Origin of the sequence: Bradyrhizobium sp. LTSPM299 (assembly GCF_000938235.1) — a bacterium.
Lineage (GTDB): Bacteria > Pseudomonadota > Alphaproteobacteria > Rhizobiales > Xanthobacteraceae > Bradyrhizobium.
Map to the genome: position 1 here is coordinate 223240 of NZ_JYMU01000006.1, position 24509 is coordinate 247748.

The window sequence follows — 24509 nt, forward strand, 5'->3', positions numbered from 1 at the left end:
GATGCCCGCACGCAAAGTAAAGGCCCCGGTCGATTTCGAAGCGTCGCATCCAAACCGGGGCCTTGATCATTGCAACGCCAAACGTAGCGTCGGCGTCACACCGCGCCGGCCTTCTGCGCGTAGTCCCATGACGCCTGCGACAGCGGCACGGTGCGCTTAGCCGATTCGAGGGCCTTGGCATTCGCGGCGGTGCCGTCGCGGACCCGCCCCGCAATACCCTGGGTGATGCCGGCAAGCCGGAACAGATTGTAGGAGAAGTACCAGTTCAGATCCGGCACCGTCATGCCGGTGACGTTGCAGTAGATCTGCGCGGCTTCGTCCTGGCTCGGAATGTTCAGCGCCTTGAGGTCGGCGCCCGCCAGGCCTGGCATGGTCCATTGCATCAGCAGATAGGTGAAGTCGGCCATGGGATCGCCGAGCGTCGACAACTCCCAGTCCAGCACCGCCTGCACGCGCGGTTCGGTAGCATGGAAGATCATGTTGTCGAGGCGGTAGTCGCCGTGCACGACCGAGACGCGCTCCTGCGGCGGCACGGTCTTGGGCAGCCATTCGGCGAGCTTCTCGAATTCCGGAATGTGCTGCGTTTCCGAGGCGCGATACTGCTTGGTCCAGCGGTCGACCTGACGCGCGAAATAATTGCCGGGCTTGCCGAAGTCGCCGAGCCCAATCTTCTGGGGCTCGAGCATGTGCAGATGCGCCAGCGTCTCGATCTTGCTGATGAAGATCTTTCGGCGCGCCCCCGGCTCCTGGCTCGGCAGCGCCGGATCCCAGAACACGCGCCCCTCTTCCATCGACATAATGTAGAAGGCGGAACCGACCACGGCGTCGTCGGTGCACAGCGCGTAGGCTTTGGCGACCGGAAAATTCTGCTTGCCGAGGGCGGCGATGACGCGGAACTCGCGATCGACCGCATGCGCCGACGGCAACAATTTACCGAACGGCCTGCGGCGCATCACGTAGTTGCGGCCGGGCGTCTCGATCTGGTAGGTCGGGTTGGATTGGCCGCCCTTGAACTGCAGGACCTTGAGCGGGCCCTGATAGCCATCGACGTGTTCCCGCATCCAGGCGTCGAGGTTCGCCTCGTTGATGCGATGGCGTTCCTCGACTTCCCTTGTGCCGGAAAATTCTTCGTCTTTCCTGACGCCGTCCGCCACGATGACGCTCCCTATCGGTTCTTGGGGAGCGCCATCTCAGGCGGCGTCCCGTTAGTGCGACTTGTTTGCATACTTCCGAAGTTCAAGTCTGGCAATGGCACGATTGTGCACCTCGTCCGGACCATCCGCCAAGCGAAGCGTGCGGATGTGGGCATAGTCCTTGGCGAGGCCAGCCTCGTCGGAGACGCCGCCGCCGCCATAGGCCTGGATCGCGTTGTCGATGATCTTCAGCGCCATGTTGGGGGCCGCGACCTTGATCATCGCGATCTCGGCCTGCGCACTCTTGTTGCCGACCTTGTCCATCATGTCGGCAGCCTTGAGGCACAGCAGGCGGTTCATCTCGATATCGGCGCGGGCTTCGCCGATGCGCTGCTCCCACACCGAGTGCTCGATGATCTTCTTGCCGAACGCGGTGCGCGACGCCAGCCGCTTCACCATCTTCTCCAGCGCTTCCTCGGCCTTGCCGATGGTGCGCATGCAGTGATGGATGCGGCCCGGGCCGAGCCGGCCCTGCGCGATCTCGAAGCCGCGGCCCTCGCCGAGCAGGATGTTCTCCTTCGGCACGCGCACGTTCTCCAGCAGCACCTGGGCATGGCCGTGCGGCGCGTCGTCGAAGCCGAACACTGGCAGCATCTTCTCGACCTTGATGCCGGGAGTGTCGAGCGGCACCAGGATCTGCGACTGCTGCTGATGCTTGGCAGCGTTGAAATCGGTCTTGCCCATCAGGATCGCGACCTTGCAGCGGGGATCGCCGACGCCCGACGACCACCATTTGCGGCCGTTGATGACGTAGTGATCGCCGTCCTTCTCGATCCGGGTCTCGATGTTGGTGGCGTCAGACGAGGCTACTGCCGGCTCGGTCATCAGGAAGGCGGAACGAATCTCGCCGTCCATCAGCGGCCGCAGCCATTTGCGCTTCTGCTCCTTGGTGCCGTAACGGATGAACACTTCCATGTTGCCGGTATCCGGTGCCGAGCAGTTGAAAACTTCTGAAGCCCAGGAGATGTGGCCCATCTCTTCCGACAGCAGCGCATATTCAAGATTGGTCAATCCCGCGCCGTGGAATTCATCGTCCTCATGCGAGGACGGCGGCATGAACATGTTCCAGAGACCTTCGGCCTTCGCCTTCTTCTTCAGGTCCTCGAGGATCGGGATCACCTTCCAGCGCGGGCCTTCGGCGTCCTGCTTGTCGTAGATCGGCACCGCGGGACGAACATGCGTTGTCATGAACGCCTGAACGCGCTCGAGCCATTCCTTCTGCCGCTCCGACAAAGTGAAATCCATGGGACGCTCCTCATTTTTCTAGACTTGGGCCGCACTGTCCACCTCGCGCCCGCGCACCGCAAGGGCCGTTCGAAGGGACAGCTGACGTGGTGTGCCAGAACGCCGCCCCGCGAGATGCAGATTGACATTTCCGGCTGTTCAAACGATAGTTTCATACATATGTTTGAAATGCAACCGCAGCATCGGGGGTAACCCATGCCGAGCGACCAGACCCGATCCGCCATTCTTGCCGCCGCCGAACGCCTCTATGCCGACCGCGGCTTCGGCGACGTCACGCTGCGCGACATCGTCGCGGAGGCGAACGTCAACCTCGCGGCCGTGAACTACCATTTCGGCTCCAAGGACGAGTTGATCGCGGAGCTGTTCGTGACCCGCAGCATCCAGACCAACCGCGAGCGTCTCAATGAATTGAAGGCGGCGGAGGAAAAAGGCGGCGGCCGCGCTTCAATCGAGGACATCATGCGCGCTTTGGTCGGCCCGACGTTGCGCGGCTGCCTCGGCCCCGACCGCGAAGGCTCCACGGCCGCGCGCTTCATGATCCGCGCCTCGATCGAATCGGTGCCGCCGATCCGCCGCATCAAGAACCGCGAGGTCGATCATTTGCGCAAATTCGCCGCCGCGATGCGCCGCGCGATGCCTGGCCGCGACGACACCGAACTCTATTGGGGCCTGAACTTTGCGCTTGCGATGGCGCACCACACCATCCGCGAGAAGGAACGGCTGATCCGGCTCTCGGAAGGCAAATGCGATCTCGACGACGTCGCCGGGATCATTGATCGCGTAGTGACGGTCTCGGTGATGGCGCTGACGATGGGCGAAGCCGCCAGCAAGCCGCCCGCGCGGCCGGCTGTGGTGCACGGGCGGCTGACGCGGCAGGATTTGTGAAACGCCCCTGCCCTCACATCATCGCGATACAGTCGACCTCGATGTCGAACGGCCCGGTCCATTCCGGGATACAGACAAAGATCCGCGCCGGCGGTTCGTGCGGGAAATACTTTGCATAGACCGCGTTGAACGTGGTGAAGTGCTTGGCGGACGTGCAGAACACGTTGCACTTCATGACATTGTCGAGCGTGGCGCCGGCGGCTTCGAGACACTGCTTGAGCTGTGCCATGACCAATTCGCTCTGCCGTTCGATCGACGCGCCGGCGGCGAACTCGCCGGTTGCGGGATCGAATGGTGGCAAACCGGACACGAAGATCATGTTGCCGGCACGGGTCACGGGCGACGCCGGCGCCTTCCAGCGCTCCAGCCAGCTTGAGATCGGCTCGACGCGAACGACTTCTCGTTTCATGGTGCCACCTTCGATGGGAGGATCGATGGCACCAAACTAGCAGGCTCGTGTCAACAATGCTTCGATGCCGGTCGAAGTGTGGATGATGATCGCGACGGTCTCATGCCCCGCGATAGATCGCAACAGCCGCCGCAGCCAGCTCCGCATTGTCGGCTGCCTCGGTCCCGTCGGGTAACGCCTTGCCATCTTCGAGGCCGATCCGCGTCGACCAGCGCCGCCGGCGCGCCTCCGCGACGAACGGCCAGACCGTGGCGTCGAAGCCATGCAGCAATATCTGACGCCGGACATTGGCGCGATCGAGCACCGAGGCGACGTCATCCGCGATCCGCAGCGCCTTGCGGAGGTCCTGCACGTCGATTTCGATCAGGACCCGAAACACGTGCTGATGCCCGGGAAGCCGGACAAAGCGCTCGGCGTCGGCGGCCGATGCGAGGCCGGCCTCGATGCCGACATGGCGACCGCGCAGCACGTCCATCACCGCCGGCGCGTCGGGCTCGGACAGATTGACCGACGCGTAATCCGGCAACTGCCGCCAATTCGCGATCGCAGCCCGCGTCCGCTCCACATCGTTCTCGATCCACGCCCCGGTGGAGACGCCGATCAGGGTGCCGGGACAGCTTTGCCGAACGGCCAGAACCGTCTCATCGACGGCATTCAGGCTTTCGCGGCGTTCGACGCCGCGCGGATGGATATGCAGTTCGGCGGCACCTGCCGCGACACAGGCTGCCCCATCGCCCGCCATCGCGTCCGCGGACAGCGGAAGGTGCGGGTGAAAATCAGTGAGGCGCGCGCCGTTGAGGCAGGCCTGAACAATCATCTGCGGTCACGCCCCAGCTTTGCTTGACGCGGCGATCAATCGCATCACGGTAGTTCAGCGGCGATGGAATGTCACCGCCGCTCTACCCTGCCCACTATACGATCCCCTGCGCCTTCAGTCCGTCGACCTTGGCCTCGTCGTAGCCGATTGTCGCCAGCACGTCCTTGGTGTCGGCGCCGAGCAGTGGCGGGGCGCGGTAGTCGGTGATCGGGGTACCAGAAAAGGTCAGCGCATTGCGGATCAGCGACAAATCAGGTTCGTAGGGATGATCGACCTTGACCCGCATGCCGCGCGACTGGACGTGCGGGTCGTTGAACACCTGCTCGAAATTGTTGATCGGACCTGACGGCACGCCGGCCTCCTCCAGTCTGTCCAGCCAGTACGCGACCGGTTGCTTCAGGAACAGCCCGGCGAAGATCGCCATGATCTCCTTGCCGTGCACGACACGGTCGTTGTTCTTGACGAAGCGCTTGTCGTTGGCGAGTTCGGGCTCGCCGAGCACGGCGCAGGTGCGCTGGAACTGGCCGTCATTGCCGACCACCAGCATCAGCTCGCCGTCGGTGCAGCGGAACACGCCGGCGGGCATGCCGCCATTGCCCCAGGTGCCGCGGCGCGGCGGCATCTTGCCGTTGACGAGGTAGATCTGCAGCCAATGCGACAGCGAGGCTATCACGGTGTCGAACAGGCAGACGTCGACATGCTGCCCTTCGCCATTATTGGCGTCGCGATGGTAGAGCGCCGAGAGAATCCCGATCGAGGTGTTCATGCCGGTCATGTAATCGACGATTGAGGGGCCGACCTTCATCGGGCCCTCGCCAGGCTCGCCGTCGATATGACCGGTGACGCTCATCAACCCGCCCATCGCCTGCAGGATCGCGTCGTAGCCGGCGCGCCCCGCATAGGGCCCGGTCTGGCCGAAGCCGGTCACCGAGCAATAGATGATGCCGGGGTTGAGCTGCTTGATGGTTTCGTAATCGAGCCCATAGCGCTTGAGGTCGCCGACCTTGTAGTTCTCCATCATCACGTCGACCGACTTGGCGAGCTCGCGGATGATCGCCTGCCCTTCGGGCTTGGCGATGTTGACGGTGACCGACTTCTTGTTGCGGTTGGCGCAGAGGTAGAACGAGTTGTTGTTGTTCTGCTTGCCGTCCGGGTCCGTCAGGTAGGGCGGGCCGAAGGCCCGGGCGTCGTCACCGCCGCCGGGGCGCTCGATCTTGATCACCTCGGCGCCGAGATCCGCCAGCATCTGGGCCGACAGCGGGCCCGCAAGCACCCGCGTCAGGTCGAGAATTTTGATGCCCGAGAGTGGCAGAGCCGACATGAACCTTCCTCCGATAACTTACAAAATCTTGATTATACGGCGCCGGGGCATGTCCCGGCGCGGCAGGCCTTGCCGATACACCATTTTCGCGGAGCGAGCACTGCGTTGTCGGCATGACACCATCCGCCTGCGGCCTATGTGCGGTGCGCCCGCGGATTTTTGCCGGAACCAGCCGGACCGTTCCCCCGCGCGATTGTGAAGCGGCCGACATCAATTTGACGCCGCGGCAACGGTAGCGTGGCGCGAGGAGGCCAGAACATGCGCGAGGATATGCGGACGATATTTGCGGCGGGAATAGCTCTCGCCATGATCGCTGCCACCATGGCGGGAGCAGACGCCCGTGGCGGACACGGCGGGCATGGCGGCTTCCATATGCACGGCATGCGCACCGGTGGCGCAGACGGCGCCGGCGGATTGGCGGCCGACAAGCGTCACGCCGACGATCCCTACACCAAGGCGGCCTCCGAGGAGGAGGATCGCCTGCTCAACAACAAGCTGAAAAGCATCTGCCGCGGCTGTTAGGCCTTCGCAGCGACCAGCGGCGCAGTCGGTCGCTGCGCGCCTGCGGGCCTGCGCAGCCGGCGGCTGAAGAACCGCAGCATCGGCCGCTCGATGGCGTAGTGGATGGCGCAGCCGACCGCGATCGAGACCAGAACGCCGGCAATGAAGAACAGGACCGGCGACCACGCGCCGTCGACCAGCCGTGCCCAGACGTCGCGGAACGGCCGCAGCACCAACGTGTGGCTGAGATAGATGCTGTAGGACGCATCGCCCAGGATCGTCAGCCAGAGCGTCGCGCCGGACTCCTTCAGCGGCGGGCAAAGCACGAGACCTCCGACGATCAGCATCGCGGGAAGCCCGGCCGAGAACACCGCGGGCCAGTTGAACTCGGGATAGCCGAGCGCCATGCCTGACAGCACAAGAGCGATGGCGGCGATCCGGCCGACGCGAAAACCGCTCTGGTAGATCAGGCCGAGATACATGCCGAGGATGAACTCCAGGATCAGGCCGTCGGTCCAGGTGAACAGCTTTGGCGTGGAGATATCGAGGTTGCGCCCGAGGATCGCGAGCGTAAGGAAGCCTGTGGTCAGGATCGCGATGCCGATGCGCCGTGGCCACAGGATGGCGAACGCGAAGGCGGCGTAGAAGAACATCTCGTAATCGAGCGTCCAGCCCTGCCCTAGGATCGGGCGCAAATCATCGGCCGCGCGCAGCACTGGAATGAAGAGATACGAGCTGACGATATAGTGCCATTTGTCAGCGGGCAGCTCGAGCGAATGCGGCGCCATCAGCACGCCTGCAACCATCACCGTCGTCAGCACCCAGTACAGCGGCACGATGCGAATGACGCGGCGGACCAGGAACGCTTTCCACGCGCCCGCCTCGCCGAAACTCTTCGTGGTCACGATCATGATGAAGCCCGAGATCACGAAAAAGATGTGGATCCCGAACGACCACGGAATGTGCGCAAACCACGACGGCGCGAGGCCTGCCTTCTCGCGCAGAAACTCGGTGTGGAAGTTGAGATGATGGGTCACGACCGTGACAGCCGCGATGCCGCGCAGCCACTGGACCGAAGGCAGTATCTCGGTTGTTGACCCGGCGATGCGGACCGCACTCGCACCCTTCACAAGCCGCTTCTCCCTGCCAAGACGCAATGTCGAAGGCCAAAATGCGCCTTCGATCGACTGCAAGTTAGCGTCGCGGCAGCAATTGACAACGAACGCTGTCGCTTAATCTAACCAATCAACCTTAATGCGGCCGGCATCTCGGAACGGGGCGCTTCGCCGTCACGGCGGTGCCGCGTTCTCGGACATGTGTGTCCCGAGCCGAGTCACGTCGCGCCCACGGCGATCGGCTTAGACACGCAAGGACGGCGTCACTCGATCCTGCCGCTCCATCTTCAAGCGCAATGCCCGCTCAGCCCGTTCCGGTGACGACGTCGAACAGCAGCTTGAAATTCAACAGCAGGATGATGGCGGCCACGATCCAGCACACGATCGCAATCGGCTTCGAGATGGCAAACTCGCCCATCTTCCTGCGATCCGAGACGAACTGCACCAGGGCGACCGGCGAACGGCAATTGGTTCGACAACAACACCTGGATGAGGATCAACAGCCTGGCCGTGCCCTGCTCGCCACCACCACCGTCATCCCCCATGTGCCAATCTTGCAATTGACAATCAATTGCAACTATCTTGACAGCCTGCCGCGCGCCGGGCAACCTTGTTGCAATTGACTTGCAATAGCGAATCTGGGCGAACGATGGTACGGATCTACTGCGTGGTGGGCTGCCTGGCGGCATTTGCGGCGACCAAAGCGGCAAACACTGCCGATTTGCCCAAGCAGGCGATCGGACCAGGCACGCCGTTCGATTGGTCAGGCTGGTATGTCGGGGGACATGTCGGTTACGCGGCAGGCCAATCCGACTGGTCGGCCGATCCGGTCGGCGGAGTCTCCTCCTCCGGCACGACCGTTCTCACCAACGGTTTCGACCTCTTCAAAGGCTCTGGCAGTTTCTTCGGTGGTCTTCAGAGTGGCTACAATCTGACGTTGCCGTCCTGTGTTCTGCTCGGTGTTGAATCGGACATCTCGTTTCCCAATCTGATTGCGGGCACGACGAGCACGGGCACCGTGAGTTACGGCGACACCCAGCTCTATTCCGGCACGGTACGCGGACGCCTCGGCTACGTCTTCGACAACAATTGGCTGGCATACGGAACGGGCGGATTTGCCTGGTGCTACGACCAACTGTCCCGCACGCAACTTGCCGGCGGCGTGCTGCCATCAGGTACCAATGAAGGTGCCTTCCCGTGGCGGTTTGGCTGGGCCGCCGGCGCCGGTGTCGAAATTCCGGTTGCGCCGAACTGGAGCGCACGCGGCGAGTATCTCTACACCGGCTTCGATAGCAGCAGCCGAGCGTTCGCCGGCACACCAGAGCTATTCTCTTCAAACCTGTCGCTGCATCAGGTCAGGTTCGGCCTGAACTACAAGCTGTTTGGAGACGACGCGGTGACTAGTCCGGCGCTCATCACCAAGGCGCCCGCCGTGGCCACCGAAGATATCTGGGCCGTCCATGGCCAGACCACCTTCGTCAGTCAGTATGCGGCTCCCTTTCGTGCGCCCTACAGCGGCCCAAACAGCCTTGCCGCAAACGCCGGGCGCGAAACCTGGGACGCCACCGCCTATGTCGGCCTGCGTCTGTGGAAAGGCGCCGAGACATGGTTCAATCCGGAGATCGATCAAGGGTACGGCCTCAGCGGAACGCTCGGCGTCGCCGGCTTCACCAGCGGCGAAGCCTACAAGAAGGGTGCAGACTATCCCTACACGCGCCTGCATCGCGCCTTCATCCGCCAGACCATCGATCTCGGCGGTGAAACCCAGACGGTGGACGCCGGAATCAATCAATTCGCAGCCACCCAGACCGCCGACCGGCTGGTGTTCACGGTCGGAAAGTTCGGGGTCGGCGATATCTTCGACACCAACAAATACGCCCACGATCCGCGCAGCGATTTCCTGAACTGGTCGATCATCGGCGCCGGCACTTTCGACTACGCCGCGGAAGCCTGGGGCTATACGCTGGGCGGCGCCGTCGAGTGGTACCAGGGCGACTGGAGCTTCCGCGGCGGCCTGTTCGACATGTCGATCGTGCCGAACAGCACCGATCTCGATCCGCAGTTCGGACAGTTCCAGTGGATCGGAGAGATCGAGCACCGCCACGAATTGTGGGGCCAGCCGGGCAAAATTGCGGTGACCGGTTTCCTGTCGCGCGGCCGGATGGGCACATTCCAGGATGCCCTCGCGCTTGCGGCGTCGACCGGCGATCCCATCAATATCAGCGCGGTGCGCGAATATCGCAGCCGCGGCGGGGTCAGCCTCAATCTCGAGCAACAGATCGCCGATGGGGTCGGATTGTTCGGCCGCGCCGGCTGGGCCAATGGCGACGTCGAGCCCTATGAATTCACCGACATCGACCGCACCGTGTCCGGGGGCCTTTCGGTGCAGGGCAAGCGATGGGGACGGCCCGACGATACGTTCGGAATTGCCGGGGTCATCAACGGCATCAGCAAGGTCCACCAGGAGTATCTCAACGCCGGCGGCCTCGGTATCCTCGTCGGCGACGGTCAGCTTCCGCATCCGGGATCGGAACAGATCCTCGAGACCTATTACAGTTTCCCGGTGTCCTTTGCGCGGGTGACGCTCGACTATCAGCTCATCGTCAATCCCGGATACAACCGGGATCGTGGACCGGTGTCGGTGTTCGCAACACGGCTGCACACACAGTTCTGAGCCAGGCGTGGCGGACGCCCCCTCCCCGGATTCGACGTCACGGTCTGAGGCTTGTCCGCCCGCGGCGTTCCCTTAATGAGGAATCGGATGCAGCTTCACCAGTTGGTCGATCGACAGGCCGGCTTCCGGATCCGTCAACGGGAAGCGGACAATCACGTCCTGGCGGGCGAGCTGCCCCCACAGCGCCTCCGACGACCATTTCTGCGGTTCAGGACCGCGCAGACCTTCGACCCAGATGAAGTACCATTCCGCCATGACACGCGTCCGAAGACCACCACGCGGGACAATTGGTGCTTCGCCGGCACATTCGCAACACCCGCGCCCGTGGCGGGGTCACGCGCGCCCGACCAGATCCTTCGCCATCAGGATATCGTCGTAGTAGCGGCCGTCGATCTTCAGCGCATGCCGCTCCAGGCCGTACTCCACGAAGCCTGCGCTTTGGTAGAGCCGCAGCGCCGGGTCATTGCCATCAACCACGATCAGCTGGACCAGCTCGACGGACTGCGCAGCGAGATCGAGTGCGGCATCGACCAGCCGGCGGCCGGCGCCGACGCGCCGTGCGGCCTGCCGCACGTACATTCCCACAAGCGTGCCCTTGTGCTGGCGCTTCGGTCCGTCGGCCACCATCAATCCCACGATCCCGACAAGTTCCCCGCCGCGAAATGCCCCGAGTATCGCCGCGCCGCCGTCGAGCCGCTGCGCGAACCAACCGACGGGCTGGACGCTTTCAGTCTCGAACGCACTGCCGAATGCCTCGGGGCTCAATCGCAGCGCCTCAAGCCGGATGTCGCGATACACGGCGGCGTCCGCAGCCGTCAGACGCCGGATCTCGATCGAAGACGCGGTCATTGGGTATCCTTCAGGCACGATCAGCTGGACAGGACGCATAATGCATCCCGGACACTTCGTCACTGATAAAGGATACACTGCCCACCGGCCGCTGGTGACTGCCGTATCAGCTACTTGATGAAGTAGTACGGATTCGGCACCTTGAAGCGGCATCCGGAATTATCGCCGTCGATGTCGCTCATCTGGTCGCCGATATTGGCGACGATCGTATAGCCCTCGCCCGCGACCTTGGCGCGCTCATCCGTTTTGAACTGTTGCACGGTCCGCTCGTCCCGGTCGGGACGCGTGCGGAGCTCAGTCCAGGCGTAGCCGGCGTGATCGAGATTGATCACAGTTGCGTCACGCTGCGAATCGCGACGCCCGGTGATGAAGATCACCGCGATCCGCTTGAACTTGGCCGCCTTGAACAGATCCTGCGCCGGCTTGAATGGTTCGGCCTGCGCCAAGGCGATCCACTTGTTGAAGCCGCAAGGCCCCGCGGGCAGCACATCGCACGCACCGCCCGCAATGAATCCGAAATTGTCCGCAGCCAGGTTCGGCCAGTTGGTCAGCGACGTCTCGTCGATGTCGAACACGATCGCAGGCAACGGCGCCTGCCCGGAGTAGTTCTCGACAAATTTCTGAGCCAGGCCGAACACCGCTGCGACGTCGGCGAGGTAGAAATTGTCGTGATAGTCCGTCAGCCGATCCTTGATCTTGTCGATATTGAGCGGCGGCAGCGGAGCGTCGGGAATATGATTGGGCGGCATCACCGGGCAATCGTCCGCGGCCGCGGCGCATGGCGAAATCGCCAGCATGCCGAGAACGGCTGCAACGGCCAGCCGCTTGCGCCTGTTATCCCAACGCCTCATGTCCGCCCTCCGGGTTGGTTGAACGACGCGACGATCCAACACCGCGTTTATCCCTGCGACCTGAGATCGCCGGCGATACTGTCGGCGGTCCGCATCGCCAGCGCTGAGATCGTCAGCGTTGGATTGGCGGTGCCGCCGGTCGGGAACGTACCACTTCCGACCAGATAGAGGTTGTTGTGATCATGCGTGCGCTGGAATGAATCGACGACCGAGGTCTTCCAGTCGTCGCCCATGCGATAGGTGCCCATGATGTGACCAGCGCCGCCATAGGTCAGCTTGATCTTCTCATCGTCAATCATCTTTTCGAAAGCTGCAGGATCGCCATCGGCCGTTTCGGTGAAGTCCTCTGCGCCAAGCCTGTCGAAGATCAGATTCTTCATGCGATAGGCGGCGATGATGCCCTGCTTGGTGTACTCGGAGATGTCGTAGCGAATCTCCGGGCGGGGAAGTTTCAACGCATCGGTGAACTTCGACAGCGTCACCCGGTTCTTCGGGTCCGGCGGCTGCTCGACCAGGAATCCGATCCTGAACTGGCGCGAGATCAGGTCGTTCAGCTTCTGGGCGAGGCCTGCGCCGAACATCGCGGCATTGTCCTGGGAGAGCTGGGTGAATTTGCGCTTGTTGAGGCCGCTGGAGTTCATGCCGTTGACGAAATCGACGGTGGTCACGAGCGGATCGGCGCCGAACGCGCCGCCGCCGATCACGTAGTTCCAGCCTTCATTGCCGATATCGACCCGGAAGGCGGCACGCTTGGCGCGGAACGGACCGTCGCAGAGATCACCAATGCCGGACGTGATCAGCGGGCCGCGATAGGGGAACACCGGCTTCGCGGTCATCGGCAGCAAACCCCAGGCGACATAATAGGGGTGATCCATCAGATTGCAGCCGACCAGCTCGCTCCTGTTGGCCACGCCCTTCTCCGTGCGGCCGTTGTTCTTCGACATCAACAGCAGCCGCGGCGTCTCTATGGCGTTGGCCGCGATGACGTAGACCTTCGCCTTTACGCACCCCTCTCCGGTCTTCGGCCCGGACTCCGAGCTGTATCTGATGAAATTGATCTGGCTGACGCGGCTGACGGGCTCATCCTCGAGAATGATCGCGCTGGCGACCGCATGGTCGATCAGTTGCGCGCCACGATTGGTCGCCTCGTTCAGCGTGATGGTCGGGTCATACTTGGCCTGGATCGGGCAGATTGGAATGCAATTGGTATTGCCGGCGCAGGCGCGGCGATTGCGGTACGGCTGCGAGTTGCGGGCCGCCGGCAGGCTTCGCACCTTGATCTCGCTCACGGGCTTGCCCATCCCGAGAAAGCTCGTCTCCTTGTCAGTCAATTGCGTCAACGCCTCGCCAACGCGCCGGTCGAGCAGCGACGGCGGAATCCGCGGCATCGGGTACCTGTAGTCCTTGGTGAAACTGACGCCGAGAAAGCTTTGCTCGTTCACATCAGCCGATACGCCGAGTTCGGCCTCCGCCCTCGCGTAATACGGGCTCAGCTTGTCGGCGCTGATGGCATCCGGCCAATCCGGCAGCGGAAAGTCCTTCTGGTCCTTTCCGTAAGTGGTCTTGGAGCGAAAATCTCCGGGAACGAGCCGCAACGAGGTGCCGAGCCAATGCGAGGTGCCGCCGGCAACGCGCTCGTAAGTACTGGGAAACGGCGCGTGCCCCGTCTGCACGAGATAACTCTGCTCGGGCTTGTTCCACCTGGAGGGCAGCAGGCTGAGAACCGTGGGGCGGCCGGCCGCCACGTTGGCCGGATCAATGATGTTGTCCTTCGAATCGACGAACTCCGGCGGATAGGCGCTTTCCGGAACCTTGGCGTTGGCCTTGTAGAAGTGCGCCATGTATCCGTTGATATTCGGTTGAACGCCCGCGCCGGCCTCGAGGACGACGACACTGATGCCCTTCTGGCTGAGCTCATTGGCGATGATTGCGCCGGCAAAGCCGGAGCCGACGATCGCGACATCGCATTTGATGCAGTTATCGGCCATGGCGCGCTCCGTCAGGGAATCGTCGACGTGATCAGGCCGAGATTGGACCGGTCACCTGAATCGTTCGGATCGTTCGGATCGCGCGACCAGTAGCCGAACTGCAGATTGCTGTAGCCCATCGGGTGGGCCTGCGCGATCTGCCAAGCCAGCCCCTGCGTGTAGGCTTTTGCCGAAACGACTTGGGAGCCGACGAAGGCCCGGTTTCCGGGCTTTCCGGGGGGCGTCGCGTTGCTCTTCAGGTCATCAGGTTCGTACCACGAGCCGAGGTACCAGAGCAGCACGATGCTGCGCGCGAGGAACTTGCTGTCGTCGTCGCTCTTGTTGACGGCCGCAATGATGTCGGTCGCAGAGGTGCGATGATCCCTGGCAATCTGCAACAGTTTGCCGAATGAGGACGTCTTGTCTGCGGCGCCAATGAACTTGAAGTAATCGTCCTTGATGTTGAACGGATCGGTGGTCGGCTTCTGGTCCAGGATGTCCTTGCTACCGTCCATCGTGAACTCGGGCGCCAGCGTGGCCACGTGAACGCCGGTGAGCGCCGCGGACAGCACCAGGAACGCCATCATGTCCGGATGCTTCTTCGGATCGGGCGCATCCGCATAGGCCGACCCGGAGATCGGCAAAACACTCGCCACCGCCGTTGCCGCGACCGAGCCTGCCAGCAGCGAACGGCGCGACACGTCGGCGGCCGGTTCGCGCGGCGTACCCGCCGTCGCGACATCGCCCTGCCGATGATGCGGTGATGATGCCATGGCTATCCTCAACTCCTGCAAAATCCAAGTCACAATGACGCCGGACTCATGGAAGACTTCGCCTACTGCGCCTTCTCCAGCATGAACGTGAAATCCGACTGGTTCAGATGAAGCGCGCCGGGCTTCGGATTCGACGGCCGCCTTTGAAAGCTCACCGCGTTGCCGTGGCAGGCGATGCAGCTTGACGACGCCAGCGGCACCTCTCCCTGGCTGTAGGTCTCCAGCGTCGAATTCGCCATGAATGTCGGTGCCGGCGAGCACGTCATGTCCGGCTGCTTCAGGAAGTCGGTCGCGGGGTCGGCAGCCTGGAAGCTGAGCGAATGCAGCGACGTGCAGGAAAACGTGCTCGGCCATTGCGTGTTGATCAGCATGTAGTGCTTCCAGACGCTGTCCTGCAGCATGCTGTGGAAGATCCTGTTCATATTCCTGGTTGCATGCGTCAGCGGCGTTTCGCGCACGATCTGACTCTTGAACGAATCGTCCTTTCGGAACTTCAGATGCAGCGCCGGATCGGGATCCCAGGGCCGCGGCGGCGTCGCGTTCACAACAGGACAATTGGTGCAGCTGGTGCTGAAGAAGCTGTACGGACCATCGAAGGTCTTGGCCGTGACCTCGTCGTTATCAGGCACGTTCTTGACGTGCTCGAACGAGGTCCATATCCACTGCGGACGGCCTGCGGTCTTGTGGACGGCATGGTATCCGATCAGTCCGAGGGTTTCGGGCAGGCACGGCCGCTTCACCTTCGGATCGCCCGGCGGCATCAGGACGAGCGCGTCCACCGTATGGAAGTTTCCGGCCTCGATTTCACTCGGCACCAGAATCTTCCAGGACACCTTGAGCATGAAGGCGCCCAATGTGGGGGATGGGTTATCGCCCGGCGGATGGTCGTTGCCGGGCGGGAAGTCCACGAAAAGGTCGACCGCGGCCCGCTGCCCGGCTTTGCTGTAGAGACCGTTGGCCTTGATGTAGTCGAACATCTGCCGGTTCATCAGGATGTCGAAGATCGCATAGTGCCCGTGCTGGTCGATCAACGGGCCGGTCTTGAACGGCTCGTTGAAGCTCTCCTCGATCATCTTCACGACCATCCGCTCAGGCATCTGCTTGTGCAGCACCTGGCATTGCTCCGGGATCAAGCGCTCGCGCTCGGCCTCGATCCCGGCCTTGTCGGCAGGCCAGTTCGGCGGCTGCAAGGCGGGCGGCAGCATGACGTCGAGCAGCGGCTTGAAATTGGCCATGTCCTCCCAGCGCGCGGGCATGCGCGCCTTCGCGTGGTCGACACGGGTTCCGTCGGTGGGCGCATTGAGCGCAAGGAAGGTGCGCCACGAATAGAAATCGAAGCTGCGCTGAAGGTTCTCCAACCCCTCATCCTCTTCACCGGCGTTCGGGTTGACGTGCTCCTGACATGGCAGGCCGGACAGCATGATGCTGTCGCTGACCTTGCCGTCGATCGGAAGGAGCCCCGACGGGAAGTCGCCGGCCAGCTTGAACTTGAAGGGATCCGGCAGAAACGGATCCGGGCTTGCCGTGGGCACGCAGCCCAGGCTTGGCGCCTTGGCGGCGCTCGCGGGCGCACCCGCTTCCGCCGCCGACGTCGGCGCACTGGGGATCAGGCAGACCGCAGTCGCGAGACCGACAGCAAAAATCTGGCTGCATCGCATCGACATCTCCCTACACAAGCGGGACGCCGGAGCCCGTCAACCGCCGGGCTCGCCCGGGCGGTTCAGAAAGTGACTTCAACGGTGTCGTGGGCAGGGCCCTCTTTGGGACATACTGCGTTGGGACATACTGCGCGGCCTTCCGCGTTGGGACGCATTGCCATGCTCGGCCTCCGCTCCTGAAATGAATGGCGGATCAACAGTCAAAATGCGTCCGCAAAAATCGAATAACGGAAAATCTTCAAATGCGACCAATGGCTGGATGATTGCACGTCATTCGCTCGAATGCAACCAGAGGTTTTTAGGAAAACCCTGAGCGGCGGCGTTCGGATCGAACGTTAGCCCGGATCTGTCGGGTGGCGGACGCTTTCCGTCACCAGCAGGTGTATCCGCCATCGACCAGGAGAATGGATCCCGTCACATAGCTCGCGGCGTCGCTGGCGAGGAACAGCATCGTGTAGGCGATTTCGGAAGGCTCGGCGAAACGACGCATCGGCGTCATCTCTTCCCACTGCTTCACCCATTCCGATGTGCTGAGACCGCGTTTCGTCATCTCCGTCAAAACGTAGCCCGGCGCAACCGCGTTGACGCGGATGTTGTGCGGCGCGAGCTCCACGGCGAGCGACTTCACCATCTGATGAACGGCCGCCTTGCTTGTGTTGTAGTGGGCTTGCGGCTGGGGCTTGTCGACGATGAAACCGGAGTTCGAGCCGATCGCGACGATGCTGCCGCCGCCATGGCGCGCCATCTGCCTGCCGAATGCCTGAGCCGCGAAAAACTGCCCGTTCACGTTGACATCAATCACGTTCCGCCATTCCTCGGCGGGGATCTCGAGAACGGGCGTGTTGGGGTTGACGCCGATGCAGTTGAAAAGAACCTGAACGCGCCCGAAATCCGCCTCGACCGCTGCCGCCGCCCCCTCGACGTTGCGCGGCTCCCGCAAATCGACCCCGTAGAACCGGACCTTGCGGCCCGATGATGCCGCAAGCCGCTGAGTGGCTTCGACACCGGCCTCTTCGAGGATGTCGATGATCGCGACATCGGCCCCGACGGATGCGCTGAGTTCGGCGACGGCATAGCCGATGCCGCGAGCTCCGCCGGTCACGACGACAGTTCTGCCATCGAGCTTGAATCGGTCGATCGCCGTCATGATCTTCTCCAATGAACATAACTCAAGGTGATTGCGCAAATGTCCGACGATCTGATCGCTACCGGGCGAACAGATAGGCCCTATCAGGGTCGAACGTCAGCGCGATCTTCTCCCCGACGGACAGGTTCACGTCCGGCGTCGTCAGAATTCGCATGGAGCCGCCGTCAATCGTCTGGACGATGACAACATTTTCCTTGCCATGGCGCTCGACCGCCCAGACTTCGCTCGGGATCGCATGCTCCACCGCTGGGTCCGATATCCGCATGTGCTGGGGGCGAATGCCCAGCCAATGGGTTGCACCACGTTCCCCTGCCCGATCGCGCAGCCGTTGCGGCAACAGGACGCAGGAATTCTTCGCCTTCAACTGCAGCGAACCGTCACCTTCCCCGAGGACTCCCTCGATGAAGTTCATCGCCGGCGATCCGATGAAACCCGCTACAAAACGGGTATTCGGCTTGTTGTAGATCTCATCCGGAGAGCCGACCTGCTCAACCTTTCCCTTGTTCATCACCACGATGACATCGCCCATCGTCATCGCCTCGATCTGATCGTGCGTGACGAAAACGGTCGTGACGCCAAGCGTCTTCTGAAGATGGACCAGCTCCGCTCGCAGCGAATTCCGCAGCGCCGCGTCCAACGCCGAGAACGGCTCGTCCATCAGGAACACCGATGGTTGCCTGACGATGGCCTTCGCCAGCGCCACCCGCTGCCGTTCCCCGCCGGAAAGCGCGCTCGGCTTCTTTGCCAGCAGCTGATCGACCTTCAGGAACTGCGCCGCCGACAATATCCGCGCCTTGATTTCGTCCGCGGACAACCCCGCATGCCTGAGACTCATCTGAATATTGGCAAGCGCCGTCAGATGCGGATAGAGCAGCGCCGATTGAAACACCATCGCGACGTTGCGCGCATGCGGAGGAAGGTCGTTCACGGCCCGGCCGTCGAACAGCACCCGCCCTTCGGTCGGCGTCTCGAATCCAGCGATCATGTTCAACGTCGTCGTCTTGCCGCAGCCGGACGGCCCGAGGAAGACGACGAAGTTGCCGCTTTCGAATTCAAGATTGGTGTTGTCGACGACCGTCTCGGAGCCGTAAACCTTCCGCAATCCTTCGAGCTTGATCGTGGTCATGCGCAATCCTGGCGAACGTGCTGGTCAGTGAATCGCATCGACCATGCCGAGCGATGCGATGTGCCGCTGCAGATAGTAGGCAACGAGGGCTGCAGGAACGATTGATATCCACAGCGAGGCCGAGAGCAGTCCCGGCTGCGGCTGGAGGAACAGGAAACCGGAGACCGCTGTCGGCAGCGTCGCCGCATCAGTGCCATTCACCAGCTGGGTCGCGAACACGAATTCATTCCAGGCGAACAGGAACGAAACCACCGCCGCGACCGCGATGCCGCTTCGCGCCATCGGGATCACCACGAGGAGAAGCGTTCCAAACCGCGAAAACCCGTCGATCTGCGCCAGCCGTTCGACCGGAGGCAGATTGCGGAAGTACCCAATCAGCATCCACGTCACGAACGGCACCGTCACGGTGAGATTGACGATGACCAACCCGAACTTCGTGCCGGTCAGACCGAGCTGGATAAACAGGATGTAGAACGGGATCAGCGTCGATACCGGAGGTACCGCGACGGAGAACAGGATGGCCATCAGCAACGCCGTCTTGCCGCGGAAGGAAAACCGCCCGAACGCGTAAGCCAGAGGAACCACGATCACCAGGGTGATCGCAGTCACGGCCGCGGTCACGATCAGACTGTTGACCAGACCGTGGATGACCTGCGGCGCCTGGCCGGCCGGCATGAAATATTGGCCCTTTGCATCGGTGAAGCCGAATCCGAAAATATTAAAGAACGCCGCCAGATGCGGGTGGAGCGGAAAGATCGGTGCGGGAAACGCGACGGCTTCAACCGGCGAGAACAGCGCGGTCTTGAGCGTCCAGTAGATCGGCAGGATCGTCCAGATCACGGCGACCGTCACCGCAAAGCCGTAGCCGGCGCAACGAAGGAGCTTGCGGCCCATCACGTGGTCTCCAGCTTCCGGCCCCAAAGGAAATGCAGCGCAAGCGCCGATCCGATGGTCAAAAACAGAAGGTAGAACGACATCGCCGCCGAGAGCCCGTAGTTCGATTGCCGGAACGCCAGTTCATAGAGCCGGTAGGTCAAGGTCGATGACGCGTCGCCGGGGCCACCGGCCGACATCACATAGATGAAGTCGAGCTGCTTCATCGAGAGGATCATCGCAATGCTGGTGAACACGAACAGCGAGTAGTGCAGCGGCGGCAACGTCACGTGCACGAAGCGCTCCCAGGCCGTCAGCTGATCGAGCCCTGCAAGGTCATACAGCCGGCTCGGGATGGTCTTGAGACTGGCAAGAAGGAAGAAGGCGACCAACGGGGCGATGTTCCAGGCATTTCCGAGCGCCAGCAGGTCAACAATATGTCGGCCGGAAATCAGCGAGATTTCGATCGCCTTGTCCGACGTGCTGGTGCCCAGGATCAGGTTGACCAGGGACGACGCCACGCCGGTCTGGCCACGCGCGAGATAGGCCCACATCACCCCCGCCCCATAGAGCGAAACGGACCAGGGCAGGATAATGATCGTTCCCAGGAGCGAGCGCCATTTGCCGGCACGATCCATCAGCATCGCCAGCGCGAGGCCGATCCCGATCGAAAGAACGACCGACAGCAGCACAAATCTGATCGTAACCAGCGTGGACCACCAGAAGTCGCGCGACAGCAGGGCCTCCTGGTAATTTGCGAACCCGGTGTAAGTGGTCTTGAACCCGCCAAAGAAACTCACCTCCTGGAAGGACAGCCAGATCGCATAGGTCATCGGGTAGATCATGACCATCAGCAGAAAAGCGATCACAGGCACCGACAGGAGAAGTGCGAACTGCCCGTTGGACAACTCCCGTCGATACGTCGTCATCGTCTGCCTTCCCATTCCGGGATCACCATGAGGCCTGCCTCGAGATGATCCCGTCATCGCCCCTTACCCGAGCTTGTACTTCTTGTTGAGCGACGCGATCTGGGCATTGATCTCCGCGATCACTTTCTCGACGGATTCGTCGTTTCTCAGGAACTGACCAAGCCGGTTGCGAAGGTAAGTATTGTATTCCTCGGCATAGATCGTCTTCCAGGTGTCGGGGTGCGGTGCTTTTGAGTAAACTGCCAGCAGCGCGTCGAAGTCTCCCTCGGCGACAAGGTTCTTCTTGAAGGCGGCCTTGGTTGCTTCGCTCTCCATGACGGTCTTGTAGGCCGAGAACAGCATGGCGTTTTCGGCCCAACGCTGGCCGACAGCGACCTTTCCAGTCTGGTCCTTGTAGCCGTACCAGCTCTGGAATCGCGCCACGTCGACATCGAGCGCAGCCGGCCGCTTGCGCGCCGACTTGATGTACATCGCGGAATCGAGCAGGCCCCAACTCTGGCCCTGATAGGGCAGGAAGCGCGTCTTGCCAGCGACCTTGGATTTGGTGGGATCGTTGAAGACGGCAAGATTGTACGAGGCTTGCGTCGAGTACAGATAGCGGCCGGAGCTGAACGCGTCGACGATCGCCGCCTCGTTAAACGACAGCACCTCTTCCTTGACGAGGCCGGCATTGTAGATCGCCTTCCAGGCCGTCAGCGTCTTGCCACCCGCACCGTCGACCGTGAGCTGCGGCGCAAAGGTCTTGGGATCGATCTGCGCGCCACCGCGGTTGATGACCTCCCAGATGAAGGCCCAGCTGATGCCGTAGAATTCGTTGAACCAGTGCGGCATATAGAGGTCCTTGCCGCCCTTCTTGGCGAGATCCAGCACCTGGGCATAGAACTCGTCCCAGTTCTTGGGCTGGACGCCATCGACGCCGAACTCTTTCTGCTTGTCGGTGTTGACGACGACCAGGCCGCGCACCGCCAGGAAGTAGGACAGGCCGAGCAGCTTGTCCTTGTAGGTGAAAGCGTTGCGGGCGTTGTCGTACATGTCCGCCTTGATCTGCTCGATGTTCGGCACATCGTCGGCCGGGGCGATCCATCCGGCCTCGAGGAAGCGGACCGCCGTCGGCGGATTGCCGTAGATGATGTCGAGCTTGTCGCCGGCGATCAGGGATTTTTCCATCAAGGTCGGATAGTCGCCATGCGTAACCGTCTGATAGTCGACGTGCCCGGCCTGCTCGCGGTTGTAGCGATTGACATTGTCGGCCACCACTTCGGGCTGAAAGGGCCAACCGCGGAAATAGATGGTTTCGGTGCTGGTGGGCTTCAGTTCGGCACCCTCAGCCGCGGCTCGGCTGGCAGCGCCACCGATGACCAGCGGCGTTAAGCTCGTTGCTCCCATCACTTTGAGCAGCGTTCGGCGATCGATGTTCGTCATAGCCTTGCTCCTGATCCCTGAATGGTCCTGGCCTTTCCGCTGATGCCGCAATTCGCTGCGGCCCGCGGCATCCCGTTGCCCACAGCCGGACGCGTTGTCCGGCTGTGGAATTCGCTAAGTCATGTAGACCCCGCCCGTCACGTTGATCCCCTGGCCGGTCATGAAGCGCGCGGCGTCGGACGCCAGAAACAACACGACGCCAGCGACGTCGTCGGGCTCCTCGAGCCGCCCAAGCGGCGTCTGCGCGACGTAGTCGGCGATGACCGCCTCCGGCGTAAGGCCGCGCAGTTGCGCTTCCCACGCGACTTCGCGCGACTGCATCGATGTCTTGACGAAACCCGGACAGACGGCGTTGACGCGCACGCCGTGCGGCGCGAGCTCGCGGGCGAGCGCCTGGGTCCATCCGAGGACGGCGAATTTACTGGCGGAATAATGTGCCAGCAACGGCGCACCCACCTTTGCCGCGAGCGACGCCGTGTTGATGATGACGCCACCGCCGCCATCGGCGAGCAGCCGGCGTGCGACGATCTGGTTGGTGAGAAAAACACCGCGGGTGTTGACGTTGAAATTGAAGTCCCAATCCTCGTCGGTCAGGTCCACGGCGCGCGCCATGGTGGAGACGCCGGCGTTGGATGCCAGAATGTCGCAGCCGCCGAAGCGTGCGAACACGTGCGCGAAGGCCGGCTCGACCGAGCCACGCTGGCTGACATCGACATGGAAGGCGTCTGCGCCGCTACCGATTTCGCCGGCGACCGCCTGCGCGCTTTCGAGATTGAGATCACCGACGGCGACCCGCGCGCCATGATTGGCAAAGGCCAACGCGATGGCGCGTCCGATACCGGCTCCTGCGCCGGTGACGATCACACGCTTGCCATCGAATTTGCCCATGCCCCGAGGCCCTCCCGTCCGATCGTGGATCTGCACACGTTCAGACCGTCATTCGGACGTTACCAAACAAAACTACACATATTTGAACATTGCAAGCCTCAAATTTGGTTGACTGTGTTTGATTGTTGCCTATTTTGCAGTATCGACAGGCGAGAAACGAACATGTGCGATAGACTAATGTTCGAATCGTCTCGAAGGAGCAGCACGTGTCCGCTAATCGCCCCACCGGCCCGAGGCAGCCGCCGCAGTTGCGGCAGGCTTTCCTGGTTGACACCGCACGCAAACGCGGTGTCCTGGCTGTATCCGATGTCGCAGCCGAACTCGGCGTTTCGGAAATGACGATCCGGCGCGACCTGGATGAGCTCGGGCGCAGCGGAACGCTGATCAGAACCCATGGCGGCGCGATGGCGCCTGACGGCACCGCGCTCACTCCGATCGATCGCGACGAACCCGCATTCGATGCCCGATTGCGGCACAATGACGAGATCAAGCGCCGCCTCGCGATCGCCGCCGCCGAACTGATCGGGGCGCGACAGACGATCGCTTTGGACGTCGGGTCGACGACCTATCGGCTCGCCGAATTGCTGAGAGAGCGCGCCAACCTGCGCTTTTTCACATCGAGCCTGCGCGCCGCGAGCCTGCTGGCGATCGCAAAGCGCGACGTTCACATGCCCGGCGGGCAGGTGCGCGGTGAAGAGCCCTCGGCGAGCGACAGTACTGCGCTGGAACAATTCGAACGTTTCTGGTTCGACATTGCCTTCATCGGCGTCTCCGGCATCACCGCCGATGGTCTGTTCGATTACTCACCCGACGACAGCGAGTTGAAGCGGCTTTATTTGCGTCGATCGTCGCTGAAGGTGGTTGTCTGCGACAGCTCGAAATTCCATCGGATGTCGCTGGTTCACGTCAGCGACTTCTCGACCATCGACACGCTGGTGACCGACGCGCCGCCGCCCGAAGATATCGCCGCGGCGCTCGACGCCGCCGGCGTCGAAACCCGTATCGTTGGACCTGAAGACACACTTGGATCAGGACACGAGGAACGAAAGAGGTATTCACGATGATGTTCGATTTCTTCGCCCCCAAGAAGAAAGCCGTTATTGCAATGATCCATATCGGAGCATTGCCGGGGACACCGTTGTACGATGCCGACGGTGGCGTCGCGAAACTGATCGATGACGCGGCGCGCGATGCCGAAGCCCTGCAATCGGGCGGCGTCGACGCTGTCATGTTCGGCAACGAGAACGACCGCCCTTACGTCAGATCCGCTCCGCTCGAGGGAGTCGCGGCGATGACCGCCGTCGTTCAGGCGATCAAGCCTGCGCTGAATGTGCCATTCGGCGTCAACTACCTCTGGGACCCGTCGGCGAGCGTGGCCATCGCGGCCGCAACCGGCGCGCGGTTCGTCCGCGAGATATTCACCGGCGTGTTCGCCTCCGACATGGGCGTTTGGGCGCCCGACTGCGCCGGCGCATCGCGGCTGCGTCGAAACCTCGGCCGTCCCGATCTGAAGCTGCTCTTCAATATCAACGCGGAGTTCGCCCATTCGCTCGATGCGCGGCCGATCGAGCTTCGCGCCAAGAGCGCGATCTTCTCGTCGCTTGCCGACGCAATCCTGGTTTCCGGACCGATCACCGGCCAGCCGGCTGACGAATCCGACCTGCGCAAGGTCTGTGAGGCGATCCACGACGCCCCCGTGTTTGCCAACACCGGCGTCACCGTCGACAATGTCCGCGACGTTCTTGCGGTGGCCGATGGGGCGATCGTAGGCACGCATTTCAAGGTCGACGGCAATACCTGGAACGCGGTCGACGGTGCGCGCGTACGCCGCTTCATGGATGCCGTCGAGAAGCTGCGCTGAAGGAT

At 62.3% G+C, this 24509-nt stretch carries 23 protein-coding genes and 1 pseudogene; 5 read left to right on the top strand and 19 right to left on the bottom strand.

What is annotated here, in order from left to right; all coding sequences use genetic code 11:
* Positions 1-95: 95 nt before the first annotated feature.
* Both UP10_RS02155 and UP10_RS02160 read right to left on the bottom strand, forming a co-directional pair.
* Positions 96-1154 (bottom strand): phosphotransferase family protein, encoded by a 1059-nt coding sequence (locus tag UP10_RS02155; protein ID WP_044585755.1) that lies wholly within the window; start codon positions 1152-1154, stop codon positions 96-98.
* A 51-nt stretch (positions 1155-1205) separates the two neighbouring features.
* On the bottom strand, positions 1206-2438 hold the full coding sequence (locus UP10_RS02160) for an acyl-CoA dehydrogenase family protein (protein ID WP_044585756.1): 1233 nt from the start codon (positions 2436-2438) through the stop codon (positions 1206-1208).
* A 195-nt stretch (positions 2439-2633) separates the two neighbouring features.
* On the opposite strand from UP10_RS02160, the gene UP10_RS02165 reads away from it, so the two are divergent.
* Complete coding sequence (locus UP10_RS02165) at positions 2634-3323, top strand: TetR/AcrR family transcriptional regulator (RefSeq protein ID WP_044585757.1); 690 nt, start codon at positions 2634-2636, stop codon at positions 3321-3323.
* A gap of 13 nt (positions 3324-3336) precedes the next feature.
* Here UP10_RS02165 and UP10_RS02170 read toward each other — a convergent pair whose 3' ends face one another.
* The 3 genes from UP10_RS02170 to UP10_RS02180 all read right to left on the bottom strand — a co-directional run bounded on the left by UP10_RS02170 (position 3337) and on the right by UP10_RS02180 (position 5870).
* Positions 3337-3732, bottom strand: coding sequence for a RidA family protein (locus UP10_RS02170; RefSeq protein ID WP_044585758.1), 396 nt, complete (start codon positions 3730-3732; stop codon positions 3337-3339).
* 100 nt (positions 3733-3832) lie between these two features.
* Positions 3833-4549 (bottom strand): 3-keto-5-aminohexanoate cleavage protein, encoded by a 717-nt coding sequence (locus UP10_RS02175; RefSeq protein WP_044585759.1) that lies wholly within the window; start codon positions 4547-4549, stop codon positions 3833-3835.
* 94 nt (positions 4550-4643) lie between these two features.
* The gene (locus UP10_RS02180; RefSeq protein ID WP_044585760.1) at positions 4644-5870 is read right to left on the bottom strand and encodes a CaiB/BaiF CoA transferase family protein; all 1227 of its coding nucleotides are present in this window, start codon (positions 5868-5870) and stop codon (positions 4644-4646) included.
* Positions 5871-6128: 258 nt separating this feature from the next.
* Here UP10_RS02180 and UP10_RS02185 point away from each other — a divergent pair, with 258 nt between their 5' ends.
* Entirely contained in the window at positions 6129-6392 is a 264-nt protein-coding gene (locus UP10_RS02185) for a hypothetical protein (protein ID WP_156179619.1), read from the top strand.
* Here UP10_RS02185 and UP10_RS02190 read toward each other — a convergent pair.
* Together UP10_RS02190 and UP10_RS45700 are read right to left on the bottom strand one after the other, a co-directional pair.
* Positions 6389-7501: an acyltransferase family protein gene (locus tag UP10_RS02190; protein WP_197086723.1), complete on the bottom strand. Its 1113-nt coding sequence runs from the start codon at positions 7499-7501 to the stop codon at positions 6389-6391. The two genes, UP10_RS02185 and UP10_RS02190, sit on opposite strands and share 4 nt — an antisense overlap.
* Positions 7502-7790: 289 nt before the next feature.
* Positions 7791-8010, bottom strand: a pseudogene (locus UP10_RS45700) (divalent metal cation transporter); the annotation flags it as partial.
* 125 nt (positions 8011-8135) lie between these two features.
* Between UP10_RS45700 and UP10_RS02195 the strand changes: the two are divergent.
* The gene (locus tag UP10_RS02195) at positions 8136-10160 is read left to right on the top strand and encodes a carbohydrate porin (RefSeq protein WP_044585762.1); all 2025 of its coding nucleotides are present in this window, start codon (positions 8136-8138) and stop codon (positions 10158-10160) included.
* A gap of 72 nt (positions 10161-10232) precedes the next feature.
* On the opposite strand, the gene UP10_RS02200 is transcribed toward UP10_RS02195, so the two are convergent.
* The 12 genes from UP10_RS02200 to UP10_RS02255 all read right to left on the bottom strand — a co-directional run bounded on the left by UP10_RS02200 (position 10233) and on the right by UP10_RS02255 (position 22643).
* On the bottom strand, positions 10233-10415 hold the full coding sequence (locus tag UP10_RS02200) for a hypothetical protein (protein ID WP_044585763.1): 183 nt from the start codon (positions 10413-10415) through the stop codon (positions 10233-10235).
* A gap of 78 nt (positions 10416-10493) precedes the next feature.
* Positions 10494-11009, bottom strand: a complete 516-nt coding sequence (locus tag UP10_RS02205) for a GNAT family N-acetyltransferase (protein ID WP_197086724.1) — start codon at positions 11007-11009, stop codon at positions 10494-10496.
* Between the two features lie 110 nt (positions 11010-11119).
* The gene (locus UP10_RS02210; protein WP_050043541.1) at positions 11120-11860 is read right to left on the bottom strand and encodes an HAD family acid phosphatase; all 741 of its coding nucleotides are present in this window, start codon (positions 11858-11860) and stop codon (positions 11120-11122) included.
* A gap of 47 nt (positions 11861-11907) precedes the next feature.
* Positions 11908-13848, bottom strand: a complete 1941-nt coding sequence (locus UP10_RS02215; RefSeq protein ID WP_044585765.1) for a GMC family oxidoreductase — start codon at positions 13846-13848, stop codon at positions 11908-11910.
* 11 nt (positions 13849-13859) lie between these two features.
* Positions 13860-14600: a hypothetical protein gene (locus UP10_RS41950; protein WP_050043542.1), complete on the bottom strand. Its 741-nt coding sequence runs from the start codon at positions 14598-14600 to the stop codon at positions 13860-13862.
* 62 nt (positions 14601-14662) lie between these two features.
* Entirely contained in the window at positions 14663-16258 is a 1596-nt protein-coding gene (locus UP10_RS02225; RefSeq protein WP_156179620.1) for a hypothetical protein, read from the bottom strand.
* 370 nt (positions 16259-16628) lie between these two features.
* Positions 16629-17405: an SDR family oxidoreductase gene (locus UP10_RS02230; protein WP_044586129.1), complete on the bottom strand. Its 777-nt coding sequence runs from the start codon at positions 17403-17405 to the stop codon at positions 16629-16631.
* Between the two features lie 58 nt (positions 17406-17463).
* Positions 17464-18531, bottom strand: a complete 1068-nt coding sequence (locus UP10_RS02235; RefSeq protein WP_044585767.1) for an ABC transporter ATP-binding protein — start codon at positions 18529-18531, stop codon at positions 17464-17466.
* Between the two features lie 24 nt (positions 18532-18555).
* A complete protein-coding gene (locus UP10_RS02240; protein WP_050043543.1) occupies positions 18556-19425 on the bottom strand; it encodes a carbohydrate ABC transporter permease in 870 nt (289 codons plus the stop codon).
* On the bottom strand, positions 19425-20333 hold the full coding sequence (locus UP10_RS02245; RefSeq protein WP_197086725.1) for a carbohydrate ABC transporter permease: 909 nt from the start codon (positions 20331-20333) through the stop codon (positions 19425-19427). The genes UP10_RS02240 and UP10_RS02245 overlap by 1 nt, the downstream gene beginning before the upstream one ends.
* 63 nt (positions 20334-20396) lie before the next feature.
* Positions 20397-21755 carry an ABC transporter substrate-binding protein gene (locus tag UP10_RS02250; RefSeq protein ID WP_044585769.1) on the bottom strand — a complete coding sequence of 453 codons (1359 nt, stop codon included), beginning with the start codon at positions 21753-21755 and terminating at the stop codon, positions 20397-20399.
* A 114-nt stretch (positions 21756-21869) separates the two neighbouring features.
* Positions 21870-22643 carry an SDR family NAD(P)-dependent oxidoreductase gene (locus UP10_RS02255; protein ID WP_044585770.1) on the bottom strand — a complete coding sequence of 258 codons (774 nt, stop codon included), beginning with the start codon at positions 22641-22643 and terminating at the stop codon, positions 21870-21872.
* 206 nt (positions 22644-22849) lie between these two features.
* Here UP10_RS02255 and UP10_RS02260 point away from each other — a divergent pair, with 206 nt between their 5' ends.
* Positions 22850-23707 carry a DeoR/GlpR family DNA-binding transcription regulator gene (locus UP10_RS02260; protein WP_044585771.1) on the top strand — a complete coding sequence of 286 codons (858 nt, stop codon included), beginning with the start codon at positions 22850-22852 and terminating at the stop codon, positions 23705-23707.
* Positions 23704-24504 (top strand): BtpA/SgcQ family protein, encoded by an 801-nt coding sequence (locus tag UP10_RS02265; RefSeq protein ID WP_044585772.1) that lies wholly within the window; start codon positions 23704-23706, stop codon positions 24502-24504. The genes UP10_RS02260 and UP10_RS02265 overlap by 4 nt, the downstream gene beginning before the upstream one ends.
* The last annotated feature ends 5 nt before the right edge of the window (positions 24505-24509 follow it).